We start from the raw sequence: 26,776 nt of genomic DNA on the forward strand, positions 1-26,776 counted from the left end.
CTCACAGCACACTCTGTTCGGGGCGGGGACACCAGCGTTGCAGCGTGTTGCAATCACGACCCGGCCCCGGCGGGCGCCCACCGCCGCAGACCGAAGGATTGGAACCCGACGACGTAGAACAGGGTCCACAGCACCAGCCAGTCGAGAAATCCGAGTGCGTTGCCGTGTAGGTCACCGGCGACCACGGGTTCGTGGAGGATGTGTTCGGCGGCGAGCCGGTAGTAGACGAGGAACGTGACGATTGCGAATCCGAACGTCAGCGCTGCCCGCAGCAGCAAGTTCACGCCGTCGGCGAAACGGGTCGGCCGGTTACCGAACGCGTTGGCCCAGAAGATCATCCAGAAGGCCCAGCACACCCCGAGCTGCGCCGGGAACTGGTGGATGACACCGCCCAACTCGGCCGTGGCCGCACTGCCGACGAGAGCTTCGACCAGAGGAATCATCACGAAGTAGATCGTGGTCCCGAGAACGACGTTGCCGACCGTCGAGGCGATGGCCACCGCTCGCGGGTTCCGGTCGCCGCCGAAGATCCGCCACGGCCAATTGTCGAGCGTCTGTCCCGTCAGGATCACAGAGACGACGATCGAATAGAACCATCCGAGGACCGTGTCGACCGGCATCAGCGGGTCCGTCGCCGTCAGCGACACGGACGGCAATCCGAGAACTAGATACAACGCCAGCGTCGGCACGGCGATGAATGCGATCTCGCACAGTCCGATCAGTGGCTGTCGCAGCCCGAGCACGGTCCACGGCCAGTGCTTCCAATTCAGGACAGCCATCACCCACGTCCCGAAGCCGAACAACACGAACAGGGCGCCGGCGAAGTACCCCAGCCCGTCGGCGCGGTCAGCGGCGAAGTCGGGATACAGCCGGCCGAGGCCATTCGCGAGGAGCCATGTGACGGCAACCGCGAACGCTGCCGTCGTGCCGAGGATGGCGAGCCCTCGGGCGGGTTGACCTAATCGGTCGAAGCCGGCGAACTCGCAGTTGAAGCCAATGTAGACAACGAACAGGATTGCCCAGAACAGTGCCGCGTTGAAGGGGAGGGGGTAGAAGTTCCAAGGGCTGATCTGCGGATCCGCAAGCAGATACCAGGTGGCGAGGGCCGTGGTTGCGACCACGGCCAGGTTGGCCAGGCCGAAAACCACCCAGGACCGGGATCGATCCGCCGGCGCGCTCGTTCGCGACGGGCTCAGGGTTGCTGTCATTGTCGGGCTCCTTCGTCGGGAGATGCGGGGCAAGGTTGCGCCAACTATGAGCTGGATCACAAAGTCGCGGCAGGGTTGCAAGGTGTAGCCGCTGCAACGCGCTGCAACCCTTCCGGACTGTGGGGCAGGTCACATACAACTCAGTGCATACCGGCAGGGTGCCGGAACGACGGGAGCGAACGATGCGCGCAGCTGTGTACTACGGCCCGAACAAAGTGGAGATCGCCGATGTGCCCGAACCCCAGGTGGGGCCGGGGCAGGTGAAGGTAAAGGTCGGCTTCAACGGAATTTGTGGAACCGACCTGCACGAGTACTACGCAGGGCCGATCTTCATCCCCACCGAACCGCACGCACTGACCGGACAGCAGATGCCGTTGGTCCTCGGGCACGAATTCTCGGGCACGGTGACGGAGGTCGGTAAGGGTGTAACCGGTACGTCCGTGGGCGACCGGGTTGCGATCGAGCCGATCTACCGCTGCGGGCACTGCGCTCCGTGTGTGGCCGGGAACTACAACATCTGCCAGCAGATCGGATTCCACGGCCTGATGTCGGACGGCGGAATGGCCGAGTACACGGTGGTGCCGGCCGACATGGTCCATCAGTTGCCGGACAACGTCTCGCTCGAACTCGGCGCGCTCGTCGAACCGATGTCCGTCGCCTATCACGCAGCGACCCTGGGCGACGTCCGTCCGGGTGATACCGCGATGGTCTTTGGTGCCGGACCGATCGGCATCGGTCTGTGGTTCGCGTTGCGCGGTAAGGGGCTCGACGACGTCCTCGTCGTCGAACCGTCACCGACCCGGCGCGCCGCCGTCGAGGCGCTGGGCGCGAAGACGCTCGACCCCACCGTCGTGGATGTTCCGGAATATGTCCGCGACGCCACCGATGGCCGGGGAGCCGACGCCGTCTACGACGCCGCGGGTGTGCAGCCGTCCGTCGAAACCGCCCTTGCGTGCGTGGGTGCCCGCAAGCCGATGGTCAGCGTCGCAATCTACGAGAAGCCGCTCGAGACACCACTGTTGAATCTGGTGATGAACGAGTCTCGCATCCAGGGCTCACTGTGTTACACGTCTGCAGACTGCGAGGCGGTCATCGCCCTGATGGCGGAAGGCAAGTACGACCCCACGGGGTGGGTCAGCGCCATCGCACTCGACAGCGTGGTCGAAGACGGATTCGAAGCCCTACACGCAGGCACCAAGATGAAGGTGCTCGTGGACCCCTCGCAGTGACCTCCACGCGACGTGGCGCGCCTCGACGACGCCAGGCCCCCGAACCGGCGGTCGGTGCGGGGGAGGATCCGGCAGGTTATGCGCGGATCCTGTCGGCCGTATACGAGGCCACGATGTCCGGGGACAAGTCACCGGCACGGCCCCGCGCGGTGGTGGACGATTCATGGCGCCGGCTGAGGAAGCTGGGCATCGACCCCGAGTCGGCGCCACCGACCCTGAGAATGACGCCGTCGAGACTGGATACGCGCCGCCGCGAGTCCGGGCTCGATGACGTGCTCGTCCAGCTCGTTCACGGGCTGGACGCAGTGGTCGACGGCGGCGACAACATCCTCGTCGTCACCGACCATCATGGAACAGTGTTGTGGCGCAGAGGATCCACAATGGCACTCGGCCGGGCCGATCGCCTCGGCTTCGTAGAGGGCGCCACCTGGGCAGAGGAAAGCGTCGGCACCAACGGGATCGGCACCGCGCTCGCATCGCGCCGACCCGTACAGATCTTCTCGGCCGAGCACTACGTGCGCAGCCACCACGCGTGGACCTGCGCCGGAGCCCCGATCCGCGATCCCCGGACCGGTCGCGTCCTCGGTGTCGTCGACGTCAGCGGTCCAGTCGGCACCGTGCACCCAGCCACGCTCGCCCTCGTCGACGCGGTCGCGCGCCTCGCCGAATCGCACCTGCGGGAGACGCACCGGGAGCACCTCGACCGGCTGCGGGCTGTAGCGGCGCCGATGCTGTCACGAATGCCAGGTCCAGCGTTGGCAGTCGACAGTGACGGGTGGACGGCGGCGATCGAGTCGTCGCCGTTTCGTCCGCGACTGCTGTTGCCCGACGACATGACCCCGGGCCGTGCGTGGATGCCCGAGCTCGGCTCGTGTGACGTGGAACCGCTCCCCGGTGGGTGGTTGGTGCGCCCGCTCGGGAACTCAGACCACGAGACCACCCCGCGGACGCTCGTGCGGCTCGATCTCACCCGGCCGCAACATCCGATCGTTCACGTGCACAGCCCTTCCGGGGCTTGGGTGCACGAGCCGACACCACGGCATGCGGAGATCCTCTTCCTCCTTGCCCGGAGCCGCGACGGCCGCACTGCCGCCCAGTTGGCGGATGACCTGTTCGGCGACAGCGGTCGCGCGATGACGGTGCGAGCCGAGATGTCGCGTCTACGTAGGCACTTCTCCGGAGTCGTGCTGGGACAGCCTTACCGGTTCGATGAAGCCGCAGCGCTGGAAGTACGCCTCCCGGGCGACCCCACCCGACTGTTGCCGCATTCGGTGTCGCCGGCAATAGTCCGGGCCCGCACCCCCCTGTGATGCTCCGATGAGGAGCATCACAGGGGTCCTCACCTACCGGTACACCAGGCCGCCGTCGATCAGTCCCGCTTGACCGGTCATGTAGTCGGAATCCGGTCCAGCCAAATAGGATACGTATGCCGCGACGTCCTCCGGGGTCTGCGCACGGCCGAGAGCGATGCCCCCGACGAATTTGTCGAACGTCGCACCCTTCGGCGCGCCGGTGAGGGCCGCGAACCGTTCGTCGATGGTGACCCACATGTCGGTGCCGACCACACCGGGACAGTAGGCGTTGACGGTGATGCCCTCGGATGCATACTCCTTGGCCGCCGCCTGTGTCAGCCCGCGGACCGCGAACTTGGTTGCCGAGTAGACACCGAGCATCGCGAAGCCCTCATGACCGGCGATCGACGACGCGTTGATGATTTTCCCGCCGTGTCCTCGTGCCCGAAACTTGGCTGCCGCGACCTGAATACCCCACAACACGCCCTCGACGTTGACCGCCAGAATCCGCGACACTTCCTCGGGCCTTACGTCCGCGAGGGGATTCACCTGGGCGATTCCCGCGTTGTTGACGATGATGTCGAAGCCGTCGAGTTCGTGCTCCGCCTGATCGACGGCGGACTGGACCTGACTTCGGTCGGTCACGTCGGCAACCAGAGAGATTGCCTTCGAACCCACGGCCCGGACTTCGTCGGCCACCGCGTGCGCACGGTCACCGTTGACATCGACGAGCGCGATGTCTGCGCCGTCCGCTGCCAAACGCAACGCGATTGCCCGCCCGATACCCTGGCCCGCTCCCGTGATCAGAGCGACTTTGCCGTTGATGCTCATCCCTGACTCCTGTCGATAGTGATCGTCCTCACACAGAAGGCAAGCACTATCGGTTGGGAACGCTCAAGGGTTGCAAGCCGTTGCGGACGTGAAGATTACGATTCCGGCGATGGGAGTGGCGATCGTACGGGATCGGTTCCTTACGCACGTAGTGCTCCAAACCCCAGGTTAGTCGGCATCGAGCATCTACGTTCTCGCTTGCCTGGACCGCGATCAGACGGTCATGCAGCGGTCAACCTGGAAACGACCGCCATATCAATAACACATACTGTGCAGGCCGCCTGCGAGAAACACGACGTTGAGGAAAATGTCACCTTCCGCGTTATGCCGACAAGCGAGGTTCGGCTCGTCGAGCCTCGAGGAGACGCGTCGTCGGTCAGCTTCCGAGGTATGCGTCGTCTCGGTGATCGAGCGGAAGTGGGGCGAGATGAGGAGTGCTGGACAGGCGAGTTCTGCGGCTGATCGTCCCATCGGTTGTGGTGGGAGTGATATCGCCGCGTGCGGCGCGCGCCATGGTGGTTGCCTCGCCGATGGCGAACGCGACAGGAATGGCGACAACCATGGATACGACGGCGGCGACGGCGTCGAATGTGAGGCGCGTAACTTCGATCGCGCCGTTGACCGTGTCGCGCATGCCCATGGAATCTTCCTTCGCTAACGGTCGCTGTCGAACTGACGACCTCGCCTGTGGAAATGCATTGCGCCGTGCAGGTTACGATTGATTCCGCGCTACTTGCGAGTACCAAACCGTCCAGTTTTTTTCTATGGCGGCGTGGTACCCATCAGTGGAGGTGATGAAACGAGATGAAACGCTCACCCGACACCGTGACGCCCCCGTGGTACCTGCCGTGGGTCAACAAAGCGATCATGGGTCTGCATCGCCTGGGGGTAGCCATGCCCATGCAGACGCTCACGGTTCCCGGCAGGAAGACCGGTACACCGCGGTCGACACCCGTGTCACCGTACGAGGTTGGCGGCTCGCGTTACGTCGTCGCCGGATACGCCCGGTCGGATTGGGCGAAGAATGCGGAGGCGGCAGGCCGTGGAACGTTGACCCGCGGCCGTCGCAGCGAGCAAGTGCGGCTCGTCGCCCTGCCGGTGTCCGAGCGGGGACCGATCTTGCGGGAATTCCCGGCCAAGATGCCTCACGGGGTCTCGATGTTCCTGAAGGCCGGAACGGTCGAGAATTCTTCGCCGGAGGCGTTCGAGGCTGCCGCTCCGCGGTGTGCCGTCTTCCGGATCGAGCCGCTCGATTAGACGACGGCGGCCACCCAGGAAGCCGCCCGGCACCGTCAAGGGGCAGCGAGTAGTCGCTGTCCAAGCGACTGGCGCTGCCGATAGGCGATTGGTCAGCGCAGCGAACTGCCTGCCAGCCACTGATCCCAGGGGACACTCCAGTCACCGTTCTGCCACAGCTCGAGGGGGGCGCCTCCGGTGTTGCGAACCTCGACGATGTCGCCGGGGCGGGAGAAGTCGTAGAACCAGCGGGCGTTCTCGGGGCTGAGGTTCAGGCATCCGTGCGAGACGTTGGTGTTGCCCTGAGCCCAGAGGGTGTCCGCGAGTTCGTGGAGGTAGATGCCGTCGTTGCTGATACGGGTGGCGAAGTTGATCGTCTCTTTGTAGCCGAGGCGGGAGTTGACCGGGAGCCCGTAGGTGGAAGAGTCCATCACCACCGGGTTGGCCTTGTCGATCACCGTGTAGATGCCCGGTTGGGTCCAGAACGTGAGGGTCTGCCCGCCGACGACTTCGCTTCCGCCCATGCCCATCGACGTCGGCATGGTGCGGACCACCTCGCCGTTGTCGGTCACCGTGATCTGCTTGGTGGTGTCGTCGGCAACAGATATGTGGGCGTCTCCGATGGTGAAGGAGGTCGTCGCGTCCTCTTGGCCGAACAGGCCCTCGCCCAGGGGTATCCCGTAGACGTTCGCGCGGACGGTGACTTCGGTGCCAGGTGTGTAGTAGTTCTGCGGGCGCCAGTGCACATTCTGATCGTCCGCCCAGTACCAGGAGCCGGTGACCGGCGGCGTCGTTTCGACGCTCAGTGCCCTTTCGGCGGCTGCGCGGTCGGTGATCGGCTCGTCGAAATGCGTGACGACCACGATCCCGACGCCGAAGGTGCCGCCGTCCGTGAGGAGGTTGCCGCCCGTGGTGACGAAGGAGGGTTTTGTCTGATTGCCAGGCCGCACGGTGGAAAACGTGCTGGCCCGATCGGTGCGGCCGCCCGCTTCGCTCACGGCGGCGACCACCAGGGTGTAGGTCTTGCCGTAGCCGAGGGGCACACCCGGTTTCCAGGACACGCGGTCCGGGGTGAAGATGCCGTCGACGACCCGGCCCTCGTCGTTGGTCATCGTCACCGACTCGAGGGTGCCGCCCTCGGCTTCGACCGACACCGGATCGAGCGGGTTGACCGCGGCGGCCCCATCGGCGGGTACCACGGTGAGCTGCGGCCCGGCCGGCGGTTGCGCGCTGGTGGGCGTGGACGGTGCCGAGGTGGAGGTGCAGGCGGTGAGAATCCCGGTGCACAGCACCAGGACCAGCATTGCGGCCAGACAGTAGGAACGGTGACTGCGCATGGTCTGCGACCCCCCTCGATGCCGTATGAGTTGTGCAGATTCAACCTATCTCGCGGACCTGGCGGGTGTGGTGCAGTTTCTGCCGCTGACTGCTTCTCGGTGCACACTGTGGGCATGGCGCGTGTGCACACCGGTGAGTCGGTTCTGGCCCGGGCGGTGCGGATCGTGGAGTCGTTCCAGTCGGATGATTCCCTGCTGACAGTGTCCGATATAGCCCGGAGATCGGGTTTGCATCTGTCCACCGCGTCGCGGCTGATCGACGAGCTGGTCGGGTGCGGCTGGCTCGAGCGGGAGACCAGGCGCGTGCGGATCGGGGTCCGACTGTGAGAGGTCTATCTCACCACCTAGCTTACCGAACGATCGATAAAGTGGGAAGGATCTGAGGTGGGTAGCTTCGATGCGCTGCGGGCACCCACCGACGTGAGTCATCCGTCGTCGTCGCCGCGCGTGCCAGGACTTTCGAGTCAGAATGCCCGATGGTAGGGCGCGGGCGCGGGATGAATATCGGCTCCCAGAGTGCGTGCTGCGCGCCGCGGCCAGTAGGGATCGCGCAGCATTTCCCGCGCATTAAATACTGCGGACGCATCTCCCGAGGTAAGGATCTGTTCGGCTTGACGAGGCTCGGTGATCATTCCCACTGCTGCGGTGGGGATCCCGGCCTCCTGTTGGATGCGGCCGGCGAACGGCACCTGATACCGGGTCCGACGGGGATCCGCGCGTCCGGGGAGTTGCCGCCAGTGGACACATCGATCAGGTCGACACCACGCTCGCGTAGCCGGTCGGCGAGCAGGACCGACTGTTCCGCGTCCAGGACGTCGAATCGATCCCTCTCTCCTCACCTGTCCAGTCGGTTGCGGAGAGTCGACCGAACAAGGGGAGTGTGGCGGGCCAACTCTCGCGTACGGCGTCGACGACCTCGAGCACCAGTCGTATCCGATAGTCGAAGGGGCCACCGTATTCGTCTATTCGGGTATTGCTCTCCGGCGAGAAATTGGTGGAGCAAGTAACCGTGAGCGGCATGGAGTTCGATGACCTTGAACCCGGCGGTGTGCGCCCGCCGCGGCGACGACCGGACCTGTGGGGCGTGTGGGTGCGCACCGACACGATGTACGCCGACATCGAATCCGGAGAACCGGTCGAAGAGGGCGACATCGACTGGGACACCTTCGACGACCCGGACGTCGAACCCGAGGAAGAACTACTGCACGCCAACTCAGTCGAGGAACGCGACGTGTATGTGCCGCAGTTCTACTTCCTCGACGTACTGCGTGCCGAGGAGACCGGCCTGGTTCCGGTCAACGGCGGCCGCTACCAGTTCAACCGGGCGATCCAACTCGCCGGGTTCAACCCGACCAACCCGTTGCCGGAGGACGAGGAAGCGCGCGAGGCCGCACTCCTGGAGGCTGAGGAGGCCAAGCGGGTGCAGCGTCGCCGGGTACGGGAGCTGAACCAGTTGGCAGAGGCCGCGACCGACGTCAGGCGCGAGTTCATCCGCGAGATGTTGTCGGCGACCAAGCCCCCGAAGAACGCGGCCACGTGGACGGCGATGATGGTCGCGCTTGCACCGCACCAGTTGTCGGAGTTCCACTCGTCCGATCTGCTGCCGGAGTTGATGGGTGAGAAGACCTGGGCGACGTACGAGGCGAAGAAGAAGATCGCGGCCGCCGCAGCGACGGCGGCCAGTGAGTCTCGCGCCTGGATGCTCACCGAGAACGGGCACACGCTCTCGAATGTGGAGAAGGTGATCAGCGGCGAGCTGCGCCCCGAGGACATCGACATCCCCTAGCCGTGCTCCCGGGAGAGGGTTGAGGACGTTCGGGGCGTCGAGTCCCGAACACCCTCGGCGCATCAGCCGTGTGCGTGCACGCGGTGCTGTGCGCTGCACTGAGAATCACCAGAGGGTGAGTGGCAGGCCGGCGGCTTCGGCGCGGCGGATCCGTAATTCGATGCTGTCGGGTTCGTCGCCGTGCGCGAGGCCACAAAGCACCTTCGGCAGGTGCCGGTCCCGATACTTCCGTCCTGAGTGCCCAACGGACCCGATGTGTCACTGCGCGGCGGCGGCGCGGTCGCGGTTCAGTAGCCACCAGGCCAGGACCAGATCGTCGGTGCGGTCGATGTCCAGTCCGGTGAGTTCACCGAATCGAGTGAGGCGATTTCGGACGGTGTTGCGGTGGATGTACAACTTGGTGGCGGTGTCGTCGACTCGACGGTCGCAGTCGAGGAACGTCGCGACGGTGGTGGCGATTTCCTGTCCGGCGGCCCCACTATCGAGCAGCGGGGCGAGATGTTGCTCGGCGAGCATACTGGCGGCATCGTCACCGAGCCCGAGCAACGGCAGTGGACCCAGGGATGCCAGGTCGACCAGACCGTTCCGGCCGTATCGGGTGGCGATCTCGAGGGCACGTCGGGCGTGTTGATAAGACGACGGCACGTCCGCCGGCAGCGCCGCAGGCCCCAGGCCGACAGGTCCGGAGCGCAGCAGACCGTCGGCAGTGCGAGGCAGCAACGCAACCAAGTGCATGTCGAGGACTGCGTCGATCACGGGTAGGTCGGGCGTCGAACACCGGGCACGCAGGGCGGCCAGCAGGTCCGACGTGGCAGCTGTCTCGTCCCAGGCGGTGCACGCGACGAGGTAGCTGTGATGCAGGTTCACATGGTGATTGCGCGCCTCCATCGTCAAGGCAGTTGGAGAGAGGCCACCGTCGACGAGGCGACGCAGGAAATCTGCGCGTCGAGTCGCGCCGGCAACAGCCCGCTCCTGCAGCACCGTGTGCACGGCGGCCGCGTACGCGGTTGCCCACTCCCAGGTGAGGTCCTGCATCTCGTCGATTGTGGTCGCCGGCAGGGCCTGGGTTGTAGCTCGCTCCCGGATCACACCGAAAATCCTGCGGGCTCCGAGTTGGATGCTGTGCGCAACGAGTTCGAGAGGTATCTGTTGATCCGCCCAGGTTCGAGCGAGCGCGGCCAGTTCGTCGAGGCTGGTATGGGCCGAGTCGCTGTGTAACTGCGCGACGACCATGGACAGAACGGCGCGGGTGTTCTGCTCGATCGTGTCCCTGTTGACTCGGTCGTAGACGGGGATGCTGTCGCGGTACAAGCGCGTGAGGTCCGCAGCAATCTCGTTGAGTTCCGGGTCGACCTCAGAAATCATCGTCGCAATCTGCGTCGCAATCTGCCGTTTGTGCGGTTCGAGATGGACCTGGTGTTGGTACTTGCCGTCCGACATTGCGCGATCGCCTTTCTCCCTCCTCGCATTCTATGCGCGTGCACAACGCAGTGGCGCGTTCACGGGTCATGCGCCTATTCACGCCCCCGCATGCGCGGGGTGACACTTGCATATGCACAAGGGCGCGGAGGCCGCCCGTATTCAAGAACTGGAGAGGCACGTGATGGAGACAGTCGAAGCTCGCCCGAATTACATCGTCGGGGCGGTGCGTTACAGCCTCGATCACGGACTTGCGGAGATCGAACCAACTCCCGAGTCGCAGAGCAGGTTCGGAGCGCTGGTCGACAAACTGGCCGAGGGCAGCGTCTGGACTTCTGGCGGATGCTCGAGCTGGTATCTCGACGCGACCGGTCGCAAGAGCAATCTGTGGCCCGGCAGTACCGCCACCTTCCGCCTGAAAGCTCTCCGGTTCCGGCCCGAGGACCACCTACACCCCCACAAGAGTTGGGAATTCGCGGCGTGAACTTAGCAGGATCGATTGTTCTGATCACCGGCGGTGCGTCGGGAATCGGTGCCGAAACCGGTCGCCAGCTCGCCGAGAGGGGAGCACGAGTGGCCTTGCTCGATCGAGACGCGGCAGCGGCAAAGGCCACCGCCAACAGCTATCCGCCTCCGGCACACGGACACCATCTTGGTGTGGACGCGGACGTGAGCAGCACCGAATCACTGCAGCGCGCGGTCGAACTGGTAATCGCCGAGCTGGGCGGTCTGGACGTGGTGGTGGCCAACGCCGGCATCGCCGCGGCCGGAACCGTCGCGATCAGCGATGTAGAGAGCCTCGCCCGCACGATCGAGGTCAACCTGACCGGTGTGATCCGCACTGTGCACGCAACCCTCCCCCACGTCACGGCCAGCCGCGGTTACTACCTGCTCGTGTCCTCGGCAGCGGCTCTGAAGAACGTCCCCGGCGGCTCCTCCTACGCTGCGTCCAAGGCTGGGGTGGAAGCTTTCGCCGGCGCCCTTCGCCTAGAGGTCGCACACAAGGGCGTCGATGTGGGAGTGGCTCATCCCGCGTGGATCCGAACCCCGATGTTCGCCGCGCAGCGCCAGATCGAGTCGGTCAACCGCAGTATCAGTCAGCTGCCGTGGCCGTTCAGTGCCGTCACCGACGTCGAGGACTGTGCCGCCGCGTTCGCCGGCGGCATTACCGAACGTCGGCGGAAGATCTATGTTCCCCGGGCCCTCGCCGCCGTGGACAAGGTCCGCGGCGTCTTCACCGGCGCACTGTGGGACCGGATCCTCAAGCCGCGCGCCGCGGTCAACGTTCCGCTCATCGAGCAGGAGATCCGCGACGGGCGAGCCGCGCGATGAGCGCGCCGGCCCTCATCCGTGGCCTCGGCGGGTCCCCCATTGTGTGGAAGCAAGTGGTGCGCGAGCTCACCGCGCACACAGATACGGCGATCACCCCGGTTCTGGTCGGTGACCGAACTATCGAAGCGGAGGCCGATCGGATCGCCGAGCGGGTCGCCGGGCAGGTCTCGTCGCCGGTTGTCGTCGCCGGACACTCTATGGGCGGCCTGGTGGCTACCGCTCTGGGCAGCGCGCCACCCAGGTCTGGTCCAGCGCCTGGTCCTGATCAACACCCCGCCTCTATGGGAGAGCCGCACCAGCGCCCGAGGCATCTCCGAACGGATACTTGCCCTGCCCGTCCTCGGATCGGTGGTCTGGCGCCTGATGCCGTCTTCGTTGGTGCGGCAGGGACTGGCAACTGCCTTCGCCCCTCGAACACCGGTGCCGGAGGAGTTCGTGACAGCGCTACGCCACACCGGCAGGACCGCGTTTGTCCGCCAGAACGGCGCGATCGACGCGTATCTGCGTGCCGAGACGCTCGATGACCGGCTCAGAAAACTCGATCTTCCCGTCCACGTACTCTTCGGCCTCGAGGACCTGCGGGTGAATCCTTCCTCCGCGCAGGTGTATTCGGATGTACCCGGTGTTGTCGTCACCACCCTCCCCGACGCCGGGCACACACCCCCCTGGGAGCACCGGCAACCGTCGCGAGCGCCATCCTCGGTGTCGCGCCCGACATACATAGGACTTCCCCATGAAACCGCAACGCTGGACTCCCTCGCCCGCACCCGAGCGTGCTCGCCGGAAGCGCAGCTCGCCGCTGCTGCCCTCGGTGCGACGGATCGAGCTCCCCGCTGCCGGACCCGAGGACGTGGTCAGGGCCGCGGACGGGTCGATCTACACCGGCACCGCCGACGGTCACGTCCTGCGGATCGACCCGGCGTCCGGGCAGGTCAGCCGGGTCACCAATACCGGTGGCCGCCCCCTGGGGCTGCACATCGCCGCGGACGGATCCCTGCTGATCTGTGATGCCGAGCGGGGGTTGTTGCGCCTGACCGATCCCGACCGCCCCGCCGAGGTCTTGGTGGACACCGTCGACGGGAAGCCCCTGACCTTTGCGAGCAACGTCGTAGACAACCCCGATGACGGACTGATCTACTTCACTGCATCCTCCCGCCGGTGGTCACTCGACGAGTGGAAGGGCGACCTGATCGAGCATTCCGGCACCGGCCGACTGCTCAGCCTGGCACCGACCGGTGACGTGGTCACCCTGCTCGACGGTCTGCACTTCGCCAACGGCGTCGCCCTCGCTCCCGACCGATCGTGCCTCGTCGTCGCCGAGACCGCCGAATACCGGCTCAACCGCTACTGGCTCACCGGACCTCGGGCCGGCACCCGAGACACACTGATCGACAATCTGCCCGGATTTCCGGACAACATCGCGCTGGGCAGCGACGGACTCGTGTGGGTCACCCTCGCCTCGCCGCGCAATCCGCTGCTCGATGCGCTGTTACCCCGACCCGGCATGTTGCGCCGGCTTCTGTGGGCTCTGCCCGACCGGGTGAAACCGCAACCCGAACGCACTACTTGGGTCATGGGCATCGACTTCGATGGCACCGTCGTTCACGACCTCCAGCGTGAGGGCACCGACTACGCCATGGTCACCGGCGTCGTCGAGCACGACGGCACATTGATTCTGGGCAGCCTGCACGAATCAGCGCTGGCACTGACCCATGTCCCGCATGACCGCTAGCACGCACCTCCCCTAACAAAACCAAGCATCGAGGACACCATGGACTTCGCTCCTAGCCCCCGCGCCGCCGATCTGATCGAGCGGACACGTCGCTTCCTCGACGGGGAGATCACCCCCCTCGAGGACCACTACCACCGAGATGTCGCCGCGCTGCGCGACAACGGAGGTGATCCGTGGACACCGTTGCCCCTGATCGCCGAATTGCGTGCGAAAGCGCGCACAGCCGGTCTGTGGAATCTGTTCCTTCCGGCCGCCCATGCCGGGGACTACGCCGCCCGATTCGGCACCGACGGCGGCGCAGGTCTGACCAACACCGACTACGCCGCGATCGCGGAACTGACCGGACGTTCGTTTCTGGCCCCGCACGTGTTCAACTGCAACGCGCCGGATTCGGGAAACATGGAAGTGCTGCTGCAGTACGGCGATCAGACTCAACGCGATCGGTGGCTCGAGCCGCTGCTCGATGGCAGCATCAGATCGGCGTTCGCCATGACCGAACCGGATGTGGCTTCCTCCGATGCCACGAACATGGCCGCGACCGCCGACATCGACGGTGACGAGGTGGTGCTCAATGGCCGCAAATGGTGGACCACCGGCATCGGTCACCCCGACTGCGCGGTCATCTTGTTCATGGGTTTGACCTACCCGGACGCTGCCAAGCATCAACGGCACACCATGGTCCTCGTTCCCCGTGACACCACCGGTGTGAAGGTCGAGCGGATGCTCCCGGCGCTGGGACGCTACGACGAACCGTTCGGGCATGGGGAAGTCTCCTTCACCGACGTGCGGGTACCTGCCTCGCACATCATCCTTGGTCCCGGCCGTGCCTTCGAGATCGCTCAGGGCCGGCTCGGGCCCGGCCGGGTACACCACTGCATGCGCCTGATCGGGCTCGCCGAGGCCGCGTTGGAGGCGACCTGCCAACGTAGCCTCGACCGCACGGCGTTCGGCAAGCCACTTGCACGTCTCGGCGGGAACCGCGAACGGATCGCCAAGGCCCGCATCGCGATCGACTCCGCACGCTTGCTTGTGCTCCACGCCGCCTGGAAACTCGACACCGTCGGCGCGGTCGGAGCGCTCAGTGAAATCAGTCAGATCAAAGCGCACGTCCCGAGCATGGCTCAGGACGTGATCGACTTCGCGATGCAGATGCACGGCGGCGCCGGGGTATCCGACGACCTCCCCTTGTCGGCGGCGTGGGCGACTGCGCGAGCAATTCGCCTCGCCGACGGTCCCGACGAAGTCCACCTCGACATGGTCTCCCGGGTGGAGCTCGGCAAGTACAGAGCATCGCGATGACACAGCGAATACTGGTCACCGGCGCAGCGTCCGGCTTCGGGGCAGCACTGGTCCGCCGCCTGACCGCCCGAGGCGATCATGTCCTTGTCACCGACCTGGCCGATAATCACCCCGTCCCCGATGGCGCGTCCTATCAGCGCCTCGACGTCACCTCCCCGCAGGACTGGGACCGCGCACGGCAGTGGGTGCTCGACACGATGGGCGGTCTGGACGTTCTGATCAACAACGCCGGCGTGGCAACGGGTGGGCGCATCGACTTCGTGCCCCACGACGAATGGCACCGCGTGATGAACATCAACGTCCTCGGCGTCGCGAACGGGTGCCGGACATTCGCATCAATGTTCAAGGCGGCCGGCAGCGGGCACGTGGTCAACACAGCATCGCTGGCGGGTCTGGTCCATCCGCCAGCCATGGCGTCCTACACCGCGACCAAGGCGGCGGTGGTCGCTCTCAGCGAAAGCCTGCGCTACGAACTCGCACCCCACGGTGTGCACGTTTCGGTCATCTGTCCCTCCTTCTTCCGCACCAACCTGTCCTCGTCTCTCGACGACAGCGACCCGGTCATGACGAAGGTGGCGCGGAAGTTGATCGACACCGCCGACCTGGACGCAGACCAGGTCGCTGGTACGGCACTGGCCGGCATCGACGCCCACAAGTTTCTTATCTTGACCGACCGCGCCGGGCGGCAGGCGTATTGGACGAAGCGATTACTGCGCCCGGTGTACGACCGGCGAATGTTCGCGATCGGCCGGCGTATCGACACCTCCCCCGACCATTCCACGACAAGGAAGAAGACCGATCGATGACCAAGGGAACCATCGTCATCACCGGCGCCAGCTCCGGTCTCGGCGAGGAGATGGCACGTCAGTTCGCCGCATTGGGCTACAACCTGGGCCTGTGCGCGCGTCGGATCGAACGCCTCACCGCGCTCCGAGACGAGCTCACAGCTGCGCACCCGGGCATCACCGTCGAGATCGCTGACCTCGATGTCACCGACGACGAAACTGTCCGTGTGGTATTCGAGCATTTCCGGGCGGCGTTCGGGACCATCGACCGGGTCATCGTCAACGCCGGCAGCGGGGTCGGCGCCGCCCTCGGAACCGGCGGTCACGCGGCCAACCGCACGACCGCGATGACCAATTTCGTCGGGGCCCTCGCCCAGAGCGATCACGCCCTGACCATTTTCCGTGAGCAGGGCCGTGGTCACCTGGTCCTTATCTCCTCGATGTCCGCGCTGCGCGGAATGCGGCGATCGATGACCACCTACGCCGCCAGCAAGGCGGGCGTCGCCGCCCTCGCGGAAGGGCTGCGGTCGGAAAACATTCCCGGAGTGGAAATCTCGGTCATCTACCCCGGGTACATCCGATCCGAGATGACCGCCGCGGCCGCCGACCGCACCAAGTTCATGGTCGACACCACTCCCGGCGTCAGAGCGATGGTGCAGGCCATCGAGCGCCGCAAATCGAAGGCGTATGTGCCCCGCTGGCCTTGGGGCGCGGTCGCAGTCGCGATGAAAAATCTCCCCCTGCCGATCGTGAGGAAGTTGACATGACACCACAGCCAGCACGTCCCGGCGTTCGCGATGTGCGCGCCGACGACGCATTCGACATCGATGCGTTCAGCATCTGGTTGCGCACCCATGTCCCGGACGAGCCCCTGATCGGGGTACCGGAAGTGCGGCAATTCTCGGGCGGCGCTTCTAATTTGACCTATCTGCTCGAGTACGCGGACCGCGAGCTGATCCTCCGTCGCCCACCTGGTGGGCGACGGTCCAAAGGCGCCCACGACATGAGCCGCGAGTACCGTGTCCAGAGCGCCCTCGCCCCGGTATTCGACTACGCACCGGCCACGGTCGCATTGTGCGAGGATCCCGGCGTCATCGGGACACCCTTCTACCTGATGGAACGCCTCGACGGGCTCATCCCCCGCAAAGAGCTACCTCCGGAGCTGACCCTGACCCCGGCGCAGGTCCACACCATGTGCACCAATGTCCTCGACATTCTCGTCGACCTGCACAAGATCAACCCGGATGCCGCCGAGCTGACCTGGATGTCCAAGGGGCCCGGCTACGTCACCCGTCAGATCGCAGGGTGGACGGAGCGCTACCGGGGAGCGAAGACGTGGAACGTCGGCTCATTCGAGTCCGTGATGTCCTGGCTCGATCGCAACCAACCACGGGATCGGTCCGCGGTGGTCATCCATAACGATTTCCGGTTCGACAACATTGTCCTGGATCGGACCCAGCCGACCCAGCCCATCGGCCTCCTAGACTGGGAGATGGCCACGATCGGCGATCCGCTGATGGACCTCGGCGGAGCGCTCGCCTACTGGGTTCAGAACGACGACGGACCGGCGTTCAAGTTCTTTCGACGCCAACCTACCCATGTTCGAGGAATGCTCACCCGTGACGAGGTCGTCGAATACTACTGCCGGCAAATGGGCATCGGGCTCGGCGATCGCGAGTGGGCGTTCTACGAGGTGTTCGGTCTGTTCCGGCTCGCAGTGATCTGCCAGCAGATCTATTACCGGTACCACCACAAGCAGACCACCAACAAAGCCTTCCGATTCTTCGGCATCGCCGTCGTTCTTCTCGAACAGCGTTGTCGCAGCATTATCCGACGGAGCAGATGAGATGACCAGCGACCCCACCTCGATCGTTGCCATCGGCCACCTCCCCCACGCCACAGGTGGCATCGACTTCCCGTTAGTGTCGAACGCTCGGCCCACGACCCCGGTGCTGACCCGGATTCTGGCTGATGCCTCGGGAACCACGTCGCAGGACCTCCGACGACGCGTCCTCGAGAGCGCGACCTGGCGCACCGACTACGCCACTCTGCTCGCGGAACTCACCAGCGCCTCCGCACGGGAGACCCCGACCGCATACACCATTGCCACCGAGGGGCTCGCTTCCGCGCGGCGGAACATGATCTGGGCCCACGGGACAGCGGAATCCCCCCTCGACGACCTCGATGTCTCCAGTGGCCAGGCGTGGGACCCCGGTATGGAGACCGTCACCGGGACAGGCAGACCGGTGATGCAGCTGCAGGTGCCCTATCGAGGACGGCAACTGGCCGGTTCGGCGCTGCTCGATCAGCTCGACGTGTGGGTCGCCGAGGGAACCGGTGAGCCATCGTTCCGTGATGCCATCGCCCGCGTCGTCGCGCATCCCGAATGGCTCCCCGCACCGGGCCGTCGGATCGTCCTCATCGGCGCCGGAGCCGAACTCAGTCCCCTTGCCCCGCTGACCACATGGGGTGCGGACGTTCTCGCAATCGATGTCGCAGGCTCGGACCTTTGGCGCCGCATCGGCGACCTCGCCGGCGCCGGAGCGGGCACCGTCCAGTGGCCCCTCCGCCCGGACGGCACACCCGGCCTTGACGTCACCTCACATTTGCGTGAGCTGACCGCCTGGCTCAACCAAGCTGCCGACGACGCACCGTTGGTGCTCGGGATGTACGCCTACGCCGATCGCGGAGCACACGTCCGCGTGACGATGGCGGTAGACCTTATGGCAACGCACCTGTGCACCGTCAATCCGGAAACGTCCCTCTCGTATCTCGCGACCCCCACAGACGCCTTCGTCGTACCCCGCGAGGTCGTCCACGCCGGGCACGCTGCCTGGCGCGACCGCGGAGCGCTCAAGCACCTGCAGTGGCTCGCCCGCTGCGCGAGCCGAGGCGCCCTATTCCAGCCGTCCTACACCACACTGCACGAAAACGGGACCGGCATCGCGGACATCCTCGTCCCCCAACAGGGACCCAGCTACGCCCTCGCCAAACGCCTGCAACGATGGCGCGGCATCATCGCTGAACACGACGGCCACCCGGTGTCGTTCAACGTCGCGCCGGCCTCGTGGACTCGCTCAGTCACCCGCAACCGAGTATTGGCCGCCGCGTATCGCGGGGCACGCCACTTCCGTGTCGAAGTGTTCGAGCCCGACACCTGCCGTGTCCTCATGGCCGCTCTACTCGTCCATGACCTGCATCACCGACCCGGCACTCGGCCACACCCTGAAGCACTCTTCAGCGACCAAGCGCTTCATGGCGGGCTGTGGCGTAGTGCGTACGAACCGAAATCGGCATTGGGATTCGCCGCACTGCTCGGAGCACTCACCCCGCATTAGGGTGGCGCCGATACGTGCCGAACGGGCACTGACCTCAGCGGCCGGTCCGCGCCGTCACCACAGGATGAGTACCTGAACGAGATCAATTGGATCGCATCACCCACCCGTCGCCGGACGGATCCACCGTCACCCGCGCGCCCGCCAACGGTGGCAGCGTCTACTTCTCGATCACCCTCCCCACCCCGGCCCAGCTCTACGTACTCGTTGCCGTGTCCTTCGGCCTCGCGGCGCTGGCGGTCTCTCGGCTCCGTGTGGAGCGCACCGAGGCAACCACCACCACGACTACGGAACCATCACTGACGACGCACTGAGATAGGAGGCGCGATCCGGTCTGCCGAGCGAGAGGGCGCGCAGACTTTTTTCGCCGAGTTGGGTCGCGGGCAAACCGCGCAGTGGGTATCTTGAAATTCACCGGACGGTGGCGTTGTGCTCCGAGGGGTCGACGTCACCGCTCCAGTGACCGCTCGCGAGCTCGGCAGCCGGCTCGACGACGGCGCATCTGCATTGATCACGAGAGGTGGTCGAGCTATGGCGAAGCTGACCCCGTTCTACGCCGATGTGCAGTCGCACTACGACTTGTCGGATGAATTCTTCGCCCTGTTCCTCGATCCCACCCGTACCTACAGCTGTGCGTACTTCGAACGGGACGAGATGACTCTCGAGGAGGCACAGCTCGCCAAAGTCGATCTCGCGTTGGGTAAGTGCGAGCTGCGCCCGGGCATGACTTTGCTCGATGTGGGGTGTGGCTGGGGGTCGACCATGTTGCGGGCAATCGAGAAGTACGGGGTCGACGTCATCGGGTTGACGTTGAGCCGTAACCAGTTCGAGTACGTCGACGAAGTGTTCTCACGACTACCGAGCGGAGGTCCAACGGCCGAGGTGCGCCTGCAGGGCTGGGAAGATTTCGACGAACCGGTGGATCGGATCGTCAGTATCGGCGCGTTCGAACACTTCCGGCGTGAACGCTACGACACCTTCTTCGAACGGTGCCAGACGATACTTCCCGAAGACGGCCGGATGTTGCTGCACACCATTACTCAGATCAACCGTCATCGAATCCGGGAACTGGGCTTGCCCATCAACCGGGAGGTCCTGCTTTTCGGGCAGTTCATCCAGCACGAAATATTCCCGGGCGGTCAACTGCCGGAACCGGAATGGGTAGTGGCAGGTGCGGAAAAGGCGGGATTCACGGTGGACCGGATACAGCCGCTGCAGCAGCATTACGCGCGGACGCTGGATTTGTGGGCGACCGCACTGGCCGAGCACCGCTCCGAGGCGATCACGACCGCCTCGGAGCAGACCTACGACACCTACATGAAGTACCTGAGCGGTTGCGCCGACTACTTCCGCGACGGTTACGTCGACGTCATGCAGTTCAGCCTTTCGACATGACAGCCGAGCTGACGGTGAGCGACCGGGTTGCGGCCCTGGTCGGGTACACCTATCGAATGCCGGGATACTACGAGGTCGGCCGGGAGAAGATCCGTGAGTTCGCTGATGCGGTGCACGACGATCACCCGGCCCACCACACAGAGAGGGGTGCCGCGGAACTCGGTTATCGAACGTTGATCGCACCGATCACCTTCACCTCCATTCTGGGTTCGATTGTCCAACAGCAGCTTTTCACCGAGTTCGTCACCGTCTACGACCTGAGCCAGGTCTTGCACACCGATCAACGCCTCGTAGCACACAGACCCGTTCGGGTGGGAGACCAACTCCACTGCGAGTCCACTCTCGAGTCGTTCCGGCAGTCTCACGGACAGGATGTCCTCGTGTTCCGGAACGAAATCACCGATGGTGACGGCGGCGCCGTGCAGACGTCTTGGACGACGATGATCGCCCGCAGCGGCGGCGTGATCGACGAGGCACTCGCCGGCGTCGTCGCCGATATCATGCGCCGCCGTCCGCCACGTCTGTGCTGATTTCGGCCCTGACTCAGCAGCGTCGCATGGTGGCAACGATCAACCGGAACCATAGAGTCCGGCGAGTTCGTCGCCGATTCGTGCGAGTTCGGATTGCACCGACGGTGGTTCGAGAACCTCGACGAGGAAACCCCACCCGGCGAGGTTGCGGGCGATGTCCAACGGGGTAGGCGCGGCGAGGCGGACGCGCACGCGGCCGTCGTCGAGCTCGGCGTCGGTGTGGCAGTGCCGCCCGAAGTGGTCGCGCAGTATGGGCACGAACCGGGCTTCGATGAGGACGGTGGCCCAGGTGCGCGACCGCTTCTCCTCCATTTCTCCCACGACCTGCTCCCACGCGGCGGCGAGGGCGAAGTCGTCCGGCCGCTCGGCCGGTTGGTCGGTGTGCTCGCTCGCAACGATGCGGTCGACCCGGAACGTGCGCTGACCTTTGTCGGTTCCGGCGAGCAGGTACCACGTGTCGTCTTTGTCGACCAGCCCCCACGGGTCGACGAGACGCTCGGATCGCTGTCGGGCGCTGTTGCTGTAGGTCAGACGAACTTTGCGTCGGCGGATCACGGCGTCCCGCAGAAGGTCGACCATCTCGGGTCGGCGGCGGCCCCGCTCACCCCACCGGGTGGGGTCGATCATCGTGGCGCTCGCGGCCGCCTCCGCATCGGCCCGGAAAGTCTGTGGAAGGGCTCGCACAAGTTTGCGCATCGCCGCTTTCGCCTCGTCCGAGACGGCCGCGGCCGGACCCACAAGTAGAAACAGGGCTTGGGCCTCTGTTGCCGACAGACCGCTCAGGTCGGTGCGCGCGCCACCGACGAGTGACCAACCGCCTCCGCGTCCGGGCTGCGGATAGACCGGAATGCCCGCGGCCGACAAGGCTTCCAGATCGCGACGAGCGGTAGCGACGGACACTTCGAGTTCCTCGGCGAGCTCGGCAGCGGTTACGCGTCCACGCGACTGCATGAGCAGGAGGGTGGCCACGAGCCGGTCTGCGCGCATAAGTGAAGTCTCCTCCAGAAAGTGCTCAGTTGGTGAGCACTTTGGGACGGAAGATGGTTCCTATCACTCACCGATGGAAGGAACCCACCGATGTTGCGAGGACTCACCACCGTCAACTTCTTCGCCGACGACCTGTCGGCTGCACGGGACTGGTACACCGAACTGCTGGGCATCGAGCCATACTTCGTGCGCGAGGTACAGGGAGCGCCCGCATACATCGAGTTCCGGATCGGCGACTACCAGAACGAGTTGGGGATCATCGACCGGCGGTTCGCGGCAGAGGGCCGGACCGGTGAGGCGGGCGCGGGAATGACCTATTGGGCGGTGGACGATGTCGAGGCGGCCTTCGAACGGTTGGTTTCGCTGGGTGGCACTGTGCATGCCAAGCCGGTCGAGCACGGACCCGGATTCGTCACCGCCTCCGTCGTCGACCCGTTCGGCAACGTCCTCGGTGTGATGTACAACCAGCACTACCTCGACGTCGTGGCATCCCAAGACGGGAGCATGAGGTGAGCACCGTGTCCGCCCGCACGTCCGCCGAATGGCGTGCCTGGCTGGCCCGCAACTGTCAGTCCGAGAATGAAGTGTGGCTCGTCCTTCACCACAAGGACAGTGGCACCGCAAGCGTGCGCTATTCCGAGGCGATCGAGCAGGCGTTGTGCTACGGATGGATCGACGGATTGCATCGCAAGAATGATGCGAACAGTTCCCGACTGCGCTTCACTCCGCGCACCGAGCGGAGTTCGTGGAGCCGGATAAATCGAGAGCGTGCGACGCGAATGATCGAGCTCGGCCTGATGACCGAGCACGGTCAGGCCTTGATCGACCTCGCCATGGCCAAGGGAACCTGGCAGGTGCTCCCCGACCACGAAAGTGCCGCGATACCGAACGATCTGCGCGAGTTGCTCGATCGAAACAGTGCCGCCCGCATCAACTTCGAGGCTTTTCCGCCGTCGTCGAAACGGCTGATCCTGGAGTGGATCGCGAAGGCGAAAAGGCCGGACACCAGGCGGCGCCGGATCGATCGAACGGTCACGCTCGCCGAGGTGAACGTCCGCGCCAATCATCCCGGAACGCAGTGATCGGTCACTCCGCGATTCTGTCTCCCTGCGATCGGTGAACGCGTCCGAGCGGACTCGTCACGGGCGGGGACGCACGCTCCGTGCCTGCGCCTTCCGTCGCGTCGCAGGGCAAGATGAGTGGCATGAGTATTGCGAGGCGGTTGGACGCCCTTCAGCGGCGTCATCCGGCGCTGGGGTTCCCGATCGCCGTGTTGTACAAGTTCCTCGACGATCAGGGCGTCTATCTCGCCGCGTTGATCGCGTACTACGGCTTTATCTCGCTTTTCCCGTTGCTGCTTCTTCTGTCCACGCTTCTCGGTTTCGTTCTCGCCGGCAACCCGGGGCTGCAGCAGGACATCATCGATTCCGCGCTGCGGCAGTTCCCTGCGATCGGGGCCGATCTGGCCAGCCCGGATCGGATCGGTGGTGGAATGACCGGTTTGGTGATCGGTGTGGTCGGCGCCCTGTACGGAGGCCTCGGCGTCGCGTTGGCGTGCCAGAACGCGATGAACACCGCATGGTCGGTGCCTCGTCATCAACGGCCGGACCCCATCCGCGCCCGCGGTGAGGGGTTGCTGCTCCTCGGCACGATCGGTCTCGCGATCCTCGGCACCGCCGCGATCGCCGGCATCGGTGCCGCGGCACATCTCGACGGACCGTTCAGTGTTCTTCTCATCGTCGCGACTCTGGTCTTGAATTCCGGAATCTTCATCCTCGCGTTCCGGCTCACCACCGCACGGCCGTTGTCCAACGCTGAAGTAGCGCCCGGGGCGGTGGCAGCGGCAGTGTTGTGGCAGATGCTGCAAACGTTCGGTGCCTTCTATGTCAGCAGTGTGATGCGCACCGCGTCTGTGACGAACGGTGTATTCGCCATCGTCTTGGGACTATTGGCGTTTCTGTTCCTCGCCGGGGTCGCGATAGTGCTGTGTGTCGAGATCAACGTGGTGAGGGTGGACAAGTTGCATCCCCGCGCCCTGCTCGCACCGTTCACCGACAATGTCGATCTCATCGAAGGGGACAAACGCACCTTCAACGATCAGGCGCAGGCGCAGCGTGCCGTCGCGCACGAAGACATCCAGGTGACCTTCGACGACAGGCCCGCCGACCGCAGCTGAGACGTTGCGACGTTCGCGGACTCGAGGTCGAATTCGCTGCGGATGACGCGTTCCAGCTGGTTCACGTGGGCGCACCTTCGAGACGATGCTGGACTGCGGACTGTTCCACACCTTCGATGACGACGAGCGGCCCGCATACGCGGTGAGTCTGGCGTCGGTGACCGAGCACGACGCGGGACTGGTCGGCTTCGGTGTCGCTTCATCCGCGAGCGACCGTGGCTGCGTGAGACGATGGACGAGTCGACATCCGGACGCCGGACGATGCTGACGGAGGCCGAGGCGATGGACGACGCGGCGGACACCGGGAACCCGCGGGTGGTGGTTGAGACCGAGCACGCCCGCGTGAGCTACAACGCGGGAAAGACCGTTCGCATCGGCCGCGACCCGCAGATGGAAGTCACGGTGATCGATCCGGCGGTGTCGCGAGAGCATGCGCGTCTGAGCTGGGACGACGGCTGGCAACTTGTCGACGCGGGAAGCAAGAACGGGTTCTTCGTCGACGGTAAGCGCAAGGAGCGGGTCCGCGTCACCAACCCTGTCACCGTTCGCCTGGGTAACGCTGCCGAAGGACCCGTGGTGCGGATTTCCGTCGAGGATCCGGAGGCGACGCAGCAGGCGGTGGGCGCCCGATGGGACGAGTCGACGGTGGAGGTCGGGACCCCGCGAGACGCGGTCACCACCCGTCCTCAGGATCAGCCCGTGCCGGCCGGGTCCGTCACGGTGGGCCGCGCGCCGGACAACGACCTCGTGGTCCGGGACGTGCTCGCCTCACGCAGGCACGCCATCGTCCACGCTCGGCGGTCCGGACTCGAGATCGAGGACCTCGGGAGCGTCAACGGAACGTTCGTCGGTGGTTCCCGGGTGAGCCGCTCCCCGCTGAGTGACGGTGACGTCGTCACGGTCGGGAACACCGATTTCAGTGTGGAGGACGGTCGACTCGTTCCGCGGCGAATGACGACACCGGCCGTGAATGGACTGCACGTGCGCGGTGTCGGACTCACCATCGAGGGCGGGCGTCGACTCCTCGAGGAAGTCGATCTCACTGCCGCACCGGGTACCCTCACCGCGGTGATCGGCCCGTCCGGCGCGGGAAAGACCACGATGGCCACGGTCCTCTCCGGGTCGCAGAGCCCGACCGAAGGTGTGGTCGACTTCGAGGGCCGCAGCGTCCACGCCAACTACCAAGTCTTGCGGTCCCGCATCGGGCTGGTTCCGCAGGACGACGTCGTGCACCGGCAGCTGACCATCCGCCAGGCGCTGGGTTACGCCGCGGAGCTGAGGCTGCCACCGGACACCACGCGCATGGACCGCGAGGAGGTGATCGCGTCGGTGCTAGCCGAACTGCAGCTCACCGATCACGCCGACACACGGGTCGACCACCTGTCCGGCGGTCAGCGCAAGCGCGCATCGGTGGCGCTCGAGTTGCTCACCGGACCATCCCTTCTCATCCTCGACGAACCGACCTCAGGCCTCGACCCGGCGCTCGACCGGCAGATCATGGGCACATTGCGCCGCCTCGCCGACTCGGGGCGCGTCGTCGTCATCGTCACGCATTCGCTCTCGTACCTCGAGATGTGCGACCAGGTGCTCCTCCTCGCGCCGGGCGGGAAGACCGCCTACGTGGGTCCGCCGGACGAGGTCGGGGCAATGCTGGGCAGTTCCGATTGGGCGGACGTCTTCGCCCGGGTGGCGGCCGAGCCCGACGAGGTGTTCGCCGAGTACCGCGCCCGCCGGCCTTCGGTCGACGGGGGTTCGCCGTCGACGCCGCCCGGACCGTTGGGAAGCCCCGCGCACACTTCGAGGTGGAAGCAATGGAGCACCGTGTCGCGCAGGCAGATTCGGTTGATCCGCGCCGACAGGGGATACCTGATATTCCTGTCCCTCCTGCCGTTCGTCCTCGGCGGGTTGTCCGTTCTCGTGCCCGGCGACACCGGGTTCGGTCCGGCACCGCCCGAGTCGAGCGAACTGAACCAGATCCTGGTGGTTCTGATCCTCGGCGCGACCTTCATGGGTTGCTCGCTGACCATCCGCGACCTCGTCGGTGAGCGCATGATCTACCACCGAGAACGCGCGGCCGGGCTGCTCCCGTCCGCATACCTGACGGCGAAGATCGTCGTGTTCTGCGCCGCGGGGGTCGTGCAGTCGGTGGTGATGGTGACAGTTGTCTTCGCGGGCAAGGGCCTTCCGGGAGCAGGGACGGTCATCCCCTCCGGCGCCGTCGAGCTTATCGTCGACATCGCAGTGACCACTTGCGCCTGCGTGGTGTTCGGTATGGCTTTGTCGTCGGTGGCGCGCTCCAACGAGCAGGTCATGCCGATGCTCGTCGTCGCGATCATGGTGCAGTTGGTGATGTGCGGAGGCATGATCACGATCACCGGCCGCGCCGTCCTCGATCAGCTGTCGTGGCTGTTTCCGTCCCGCTGGGGCTTCGCCGCCGCCGCCTCGACGACGGACCTGAGTACCTACTCACCCGGCACGGAGGACGACCCGCTGTGGCAGCACGCCCCGTCGTGGTGGCTGCTCAACATCGCCATGCTGGTGGTCATCGGTGTCGTCCTCGCGGTCTTTTGCTACAGCAGACTTCGACTCCGCCGTCCGCGGCGCCGACAACGCGAACGATCGGCGACCCGGTAGTCGATACCTCGGCCTCGCGAGCAGGTAGTGGGTGACACGGACGCGAGAGACGCGGGTGCCGTCGAAGGGCGCGACGGCACCCACATGGTGCGTCCTCACAGCGGCGAGGGAGACGATCAGGCCTGGAGGCCGGCTTCGATTTCGAGGGTGATGGTGATCTTGTCGCCGACGACGGCTCCGCCGCCTTCGAGGGGCATGTCGATGCTGATGCCGAAGTCCTTGCGGTTGAGGAC

General features: G+C 65.4%; 26 protein-coding genes and 3 pseudogenes. 20 read left to right on the top strand and 9 right to left on the bottom strand.

The features are described 5' to 3' along the window. Positions 1-53 precede the first annotated feature (53 nt). Positions 54-1,208 (bottom strand): hypothetical protein, encoded by a 1,155-nt coding sequence (locus NOF53_RS22285; protein ID WP_255972810.1) that lies wholly within the window; start codon positions 1,206-1,208, stop codon positions 54-56. 182 nt (positions 1,209-1,390) lie between these two features. Here NOF53_RS22285 and NOF53_RS22290 point away from each other — a divergent pair, with 182 nt between their 5' ends. Continuing rightward, the gene (locus NOF53_RS22290) at positions 1,391-2,437 is read left to right on the top strand and encodes a 2,3-butanediol dehydrogenase (RefSeq protein WP_255972812.1); all 1,047 of its coding nucleotides are present in this window, start codon (positions 1,391-1,393) and stop codon (positions 2,435-2,437) included. Then, complete coding sequence (locus tag NOF53_RS22295; RefSeq protein ID WP_255972814.1) at positions 2,434-3,747, top strand: GAF domain-containing protein; 1,314 nt, start codon at positions 2,434-2,436, stop codon at positions 3,745-3,747. The genes NOF53_RS22290 and NOF53_RS22295 overlap by 4 nt, the downstream gene beginning before the upstream one ends. A gap of 33 nt (positions 3,748-3,780) precedes the next feature. On the opposite strand, the gene NOF53_RS22300 is transcribed toward NOF53_RS22295, so the two are convergent. Continuing rightward, positions 3,781-4,560, bottom strand: a complete 780-nt coding sequence (locus NOF53_RS22300; RefSeq protein ID WP_255972816.1) for an acetoin reductase — start codon at positions 4,558-4,560, stop codon at positions 3,781-3,783. 376 nt (positions 4,561-4,936) lie between these two features. Further along, a complete protein-coding gene (locus NOF53_RS22305; protein ID WP_255972818.1) occupies positions 4,937-5,200 on the bottom strand; it encodes a hypothetical protein in 264 nt (87 codons plus the stop codon). A 164-nt stretch (positions 5,201-5,364) separates the two neighbouring features. Here NOF53_RS22305 and NOF53_RS22310 point away from each other — a divergent pair, with 164 nt between their 5' ends. Further along, positions 5,365-5,817, top strand: a complete 453-nt coding sequence (locus NOF53_RS22310; RefSeq protein WP_255972820.1) for a nitroreductase/quinone reductase family protein — start codon at positions 5,365-5,367, stop codon at positions 5,815-5,817. Positions 5,818-5,909: 92 nt separating this feature from the next. Here the strand turns inward: NOF53_RS22310 and NOF53_RS22315 are convergent, their stop codons facing one another. Then, entirely contained in the window at positions 5,910-7,133 is a 1,224-nt protein-coding gene (locus tag NOF53_RS22315) for a L,D-transpeptidase (RefSeq protein ID WP_374212653.1), read from the bottom strand. A 114-nt stretch (positions 7,134-7,247) separates the two neighbouring features. Between NOF53_RS22315 and NOF53_RS22320 the strand changes: the two are divergent. Continuing rightward, positions 7,248-7,457: pseudogene (locus tag NOF53_RS22320) on the top strand (helix-turn-helix domain-containing protein); the annotation flags it as partial. Positions 7,458-7,597: 140 nt separating this feature from the next. Here NOF53_RS22320 and NOF53_RS22325 read toward each other — a convergent pair. Then, positions 7,598-8,202 (bottom strand): annotated as a pseudogene (locus tag NOF53_RS22325) (oxidoreductase); the annotation flags it as partial. Here NOF53_RS22325 and NOF53_RS22330 point away from each other — a divergent pair. Then, complete coding sequence (locus NOF53_RS22330; RefSeq protein ID WP_255972822.1) at positions 8,152-8,919, top strand: hypothetical protein; 768 nt, start codon at positions 8,152-8,154, stop codon at positions 8,917-8,919. The pseudogene NOF53_RS22325 and the gene NOF53_RS22330 sit on opposite strands and share 51 nt — an antisense overlap. Before the next feature lie 258 nt (positions 8,920-9,177). Here the strand turns inward: NOF53_RS22330 and NOF53_RS22335 are convergent, their stop codons facing one another. Beyond that, positions 9,178-10,284, bottom strand: coding sequence for a PucR family transcriptional regulator (locus tag NOF53_RS22335; protein ID WP_255972824.1), 1,107 nt, complete (start codon positions 10,282-10,284; stop codon positions 9,178-9,180). A gap of 235 nt (positions 10,285-10,519) precedes the next feature. On the opposite strand from NOF53_RS22335, the gene NOF53_RS22340 reads away from it, so the two are divergent. Continuing rightward, positions 10,520-10,822 carry a hypothetical protein gene (locus tag NOF53_RS22340; RefSeq protein WP_255972826.1) on the top strand — a complete coding sequence of 101 codons (303 nt, stop codon included), beginning with the start codon at positions 10,520-10,522 and terminating at the stop codon, positions 10,820-10,822. After that, positions 10,819-11,670, top strand: coding sequence for a short-chain dehydrogenase/reductase (locus tag NOF53_RS22345; RefSeq protein WP_255972828.1), 852 nt, complete (start codon positions 10,819-10,821; stop codon positions 11,668-11,670). The genes NOF53_RS22340 and NOF53_RS22345 overlap by 4 nt, the downstream gene beginning before the upstream one ends. A 444-nt stretch (positions 11,671-12,114) precedes the next feature. Here NOF53_RS22345 and NOF53_RS22350 read toward each other — a convergent pair whose 3' ends face one another. Next, on the bottom strand, positions 12,115-12,327 hold the full coding sequence (locus NOF53_RS22350; RefSeq protein WP_255972830.1) for a hypothetical protein: 213 nt from the start codon (positions 12,325-12,327) through the stop codon (positions 12,115-12,117). 76 nt (positions 12,328-12,403) lie between these two features. On the opposite strand from NOF53_RS22350, the gene NOF53_RS22355 reads away from it, so the two are divergent. From NOF53_RS22355 to hadA, 9 genes are all read left to right on the top strand, one after another. Further along, on the top strand, positions 12,404-13,402 hold the full coding sequence (locus NOF53_RS22355; RefSeq protein ID WP_255972832.1) for an SMP-30/gluconolactonase/LRE family protein: 999 nt from the start codon (positions 12,404-12,406) through the stop codon (positions 13,400-13,402). A 39-nt stretch (positions 13,403-13,441) separates the two neighbouring features. After that, positions 13,442-14,701, top strand: coding sequence for an acyl-CoA dehydrogenase family protein (locus tag NOF53_RS22360; RefSeq protein ID WP_255972834.1), 1,260 nt, complete (start codon positions 13,442-13,444; stop codon positions 14,699-14,701). Beyond that, positions 14,698-15,507: an SDR family NAD(P)-dependent oxidoreductase gene (locus tag NOF53_RS22365; protein ID WP_255972836.1), complete on the top strand. Its 810-nt coding sequence runs from the start codon at positions 14,698-14,700 to the stop codon at positions 15,505-15,507. Before NOF53_RS22360 ends, NOF53_RS22365 begins: the two co-directional genes overlap by 4 nt. Further along, complete coding sequence (locus tag NOF53_RS22370; RefSeq protein ID WP_255972838.1) at positions 15,504-16,253, top strand: SDR family oxidoreductase; 750 nt, start codon at positions 15,504-15,506, stop codon at positions 16,251-16,253. Before NOF53_RS22365 ends, NOF53_RS22370 begins: the two co-directional genes overlap by 4 nt. Continuing rightward, positions 16,250-17,332, top strand: coding sequence for a phosphotransferase family protein (locus NOF53_RS22375; protein WP_255972840.1), 1,083 nt, complete (start codon positions 16,250-16,252; stop codon positions 17,330-17,332). The genes NOF53_RS22370 and NOF53_RS22375 overlap by 4 nt, the downstream gene beginning before the upstream one ends. A gap of 1 nt (position 17,333) precedes the next feature. Next, positions 17,334-18,824 carry a hypothetical protein gene (locus NOF53_RS22380; RefSeq protein WP_255972842.1) on the top strand — a complete coding sequence of 497 codons (1,491 nt, stop codon included), beginning with the start codon at positions 17,334-17,336 and terminating at the stop codon, positions 18,822-18,824. Between the two features lie 86 nt (positions 18,825-18,910). After that, on the top strand, positions 18,911-19,135 hold the full coding sequence (locus tag NOF53_RS22385; RefSeq protein WP_255972844.1) for a hypothetical protein: 225 nt from the start codon (positions 18,911-18,913) through the stop codon (positions 19,133-19,135). A 217-nt stretch (positions 19,136-19,352) separates the two neighbouring features. Further along, positions 19,353-20,216, top strand: a complete 864-nt coding sequence (locus tag NOF53_RS22390) for a cyclopropane mycolic acid synthase family methyltransferase (protein WP_255972846.1) — start codon at positions 19,353-19,355, stop codon at positions 20,214-20,216. Next, positions 20,213-20,746, top strand: a complete 534-nt coding sequence (gene hadA, locus NOF53_RS22395; RefSeq protein ID WP_255972849.1) for a (3R)-hydroxyacyl-ACP dehydratase subunit HadA — start codon at positions 20,213-20,215, stop codon at positions 20,744-20,746. Before NOF53_RS22390 ends, hadA begins: the two co-directional genes overlap by 4 nt. A gap of 39 nt (positions 20,747-20,785) precedes the next feature. Here the strand turns inward: hadA and NOF53_RS22400 are convergent, their stop codons facing one another. Continuing rightward, positions 20,786-21,733, bottom strand: coding sequence for a helix-turn-helix transcriptional regulator (locus NOF53_RS22400; RefSeq protein WP_255972851.1), 948 nt, complete (start codon positions 21,731-21,733; stop codon positions 20,786-20,788). A 90-nt stretch (positions 21,734-21,823) separates the two neighbouring features. On the opposite strand from NOF53_RS22400, the gene NOF53_RS22405 reads away from it, so the two are divergent. From NOF53_RS22405 to NOF53_RS22425, 4 genes are all read left to right on the top strand, one after another. Beyond that, positions 21,824-22,246: a VOC family protein gene (locus tag NOF53_RS22405; RefSeq protein ID WP_255972853.1), complete on the top strand. Its 423-nt coding sequence runs from the start codon at positions 21,824-21,826 to the stop codon at positions 22,244-22,246. Continuing rightward, positions 22,243-22,815 (top strand): YdeI/OmpD-associated family protein, encoded by a 573-nt coding sequence (locus tag NOF53_RS22410; protein ID WP_255972855.1) that lies wholly within the window; start codon positions 22,243-22,245, stop codon positions 22,813-22,815. Before NOF53_RS22405 ends, NOF53_RS22410 begins: the two co-directional genes overlap by 4 nt. 122 nt (positions 22,816-22,937) lie before the next feature. Next, positions 22,938-23,909, top strand: a complete 972-nt coding sequence (locus NOF53_RS22415) for a YhjD/YihY/BrkB family envelope integrity protein (RefSeq protein WP_255972857.1) — start codon at positions 22,938-22,940, stop codon at positions 23,907-23,909. A gap of 282 nt (positions 23,910-24,191) precedes the next feature. Continuing rightward, positions 24,192-26,543 (top strand): FHA domain-containing protein, encoded by a 2,352-nt coding sequence (locus NOF53_RS22425; protein WP_255972866.1) that lies wholly within the window; start codon positions 24,192-24,194, stop codon positions 26,541-26,543. Between the two features lie 116 nt (positions 26,544-26,659). On the opposite strand, the pseudogene NOF53_RS22430 reads toward NOF53_RS22425, so the two are convergent. Further along, a pseudogene (locus NOF53_RS22430) lies at positions 26,660-26,776 on the bottom strand (YceI family protein); the annotation flags it as partial.

The sequence above is a fragment of the Rhodococcus tibetensis genome, assembly GCF_024438035.1.
Taxonomy (GTDB): Bacteria; Actinomycetota; Actinomycetes; order Mycobacteriales; family Mycobacteriaceae; genus Rhodococcus_F; species Rhodococcus_F tibetensis.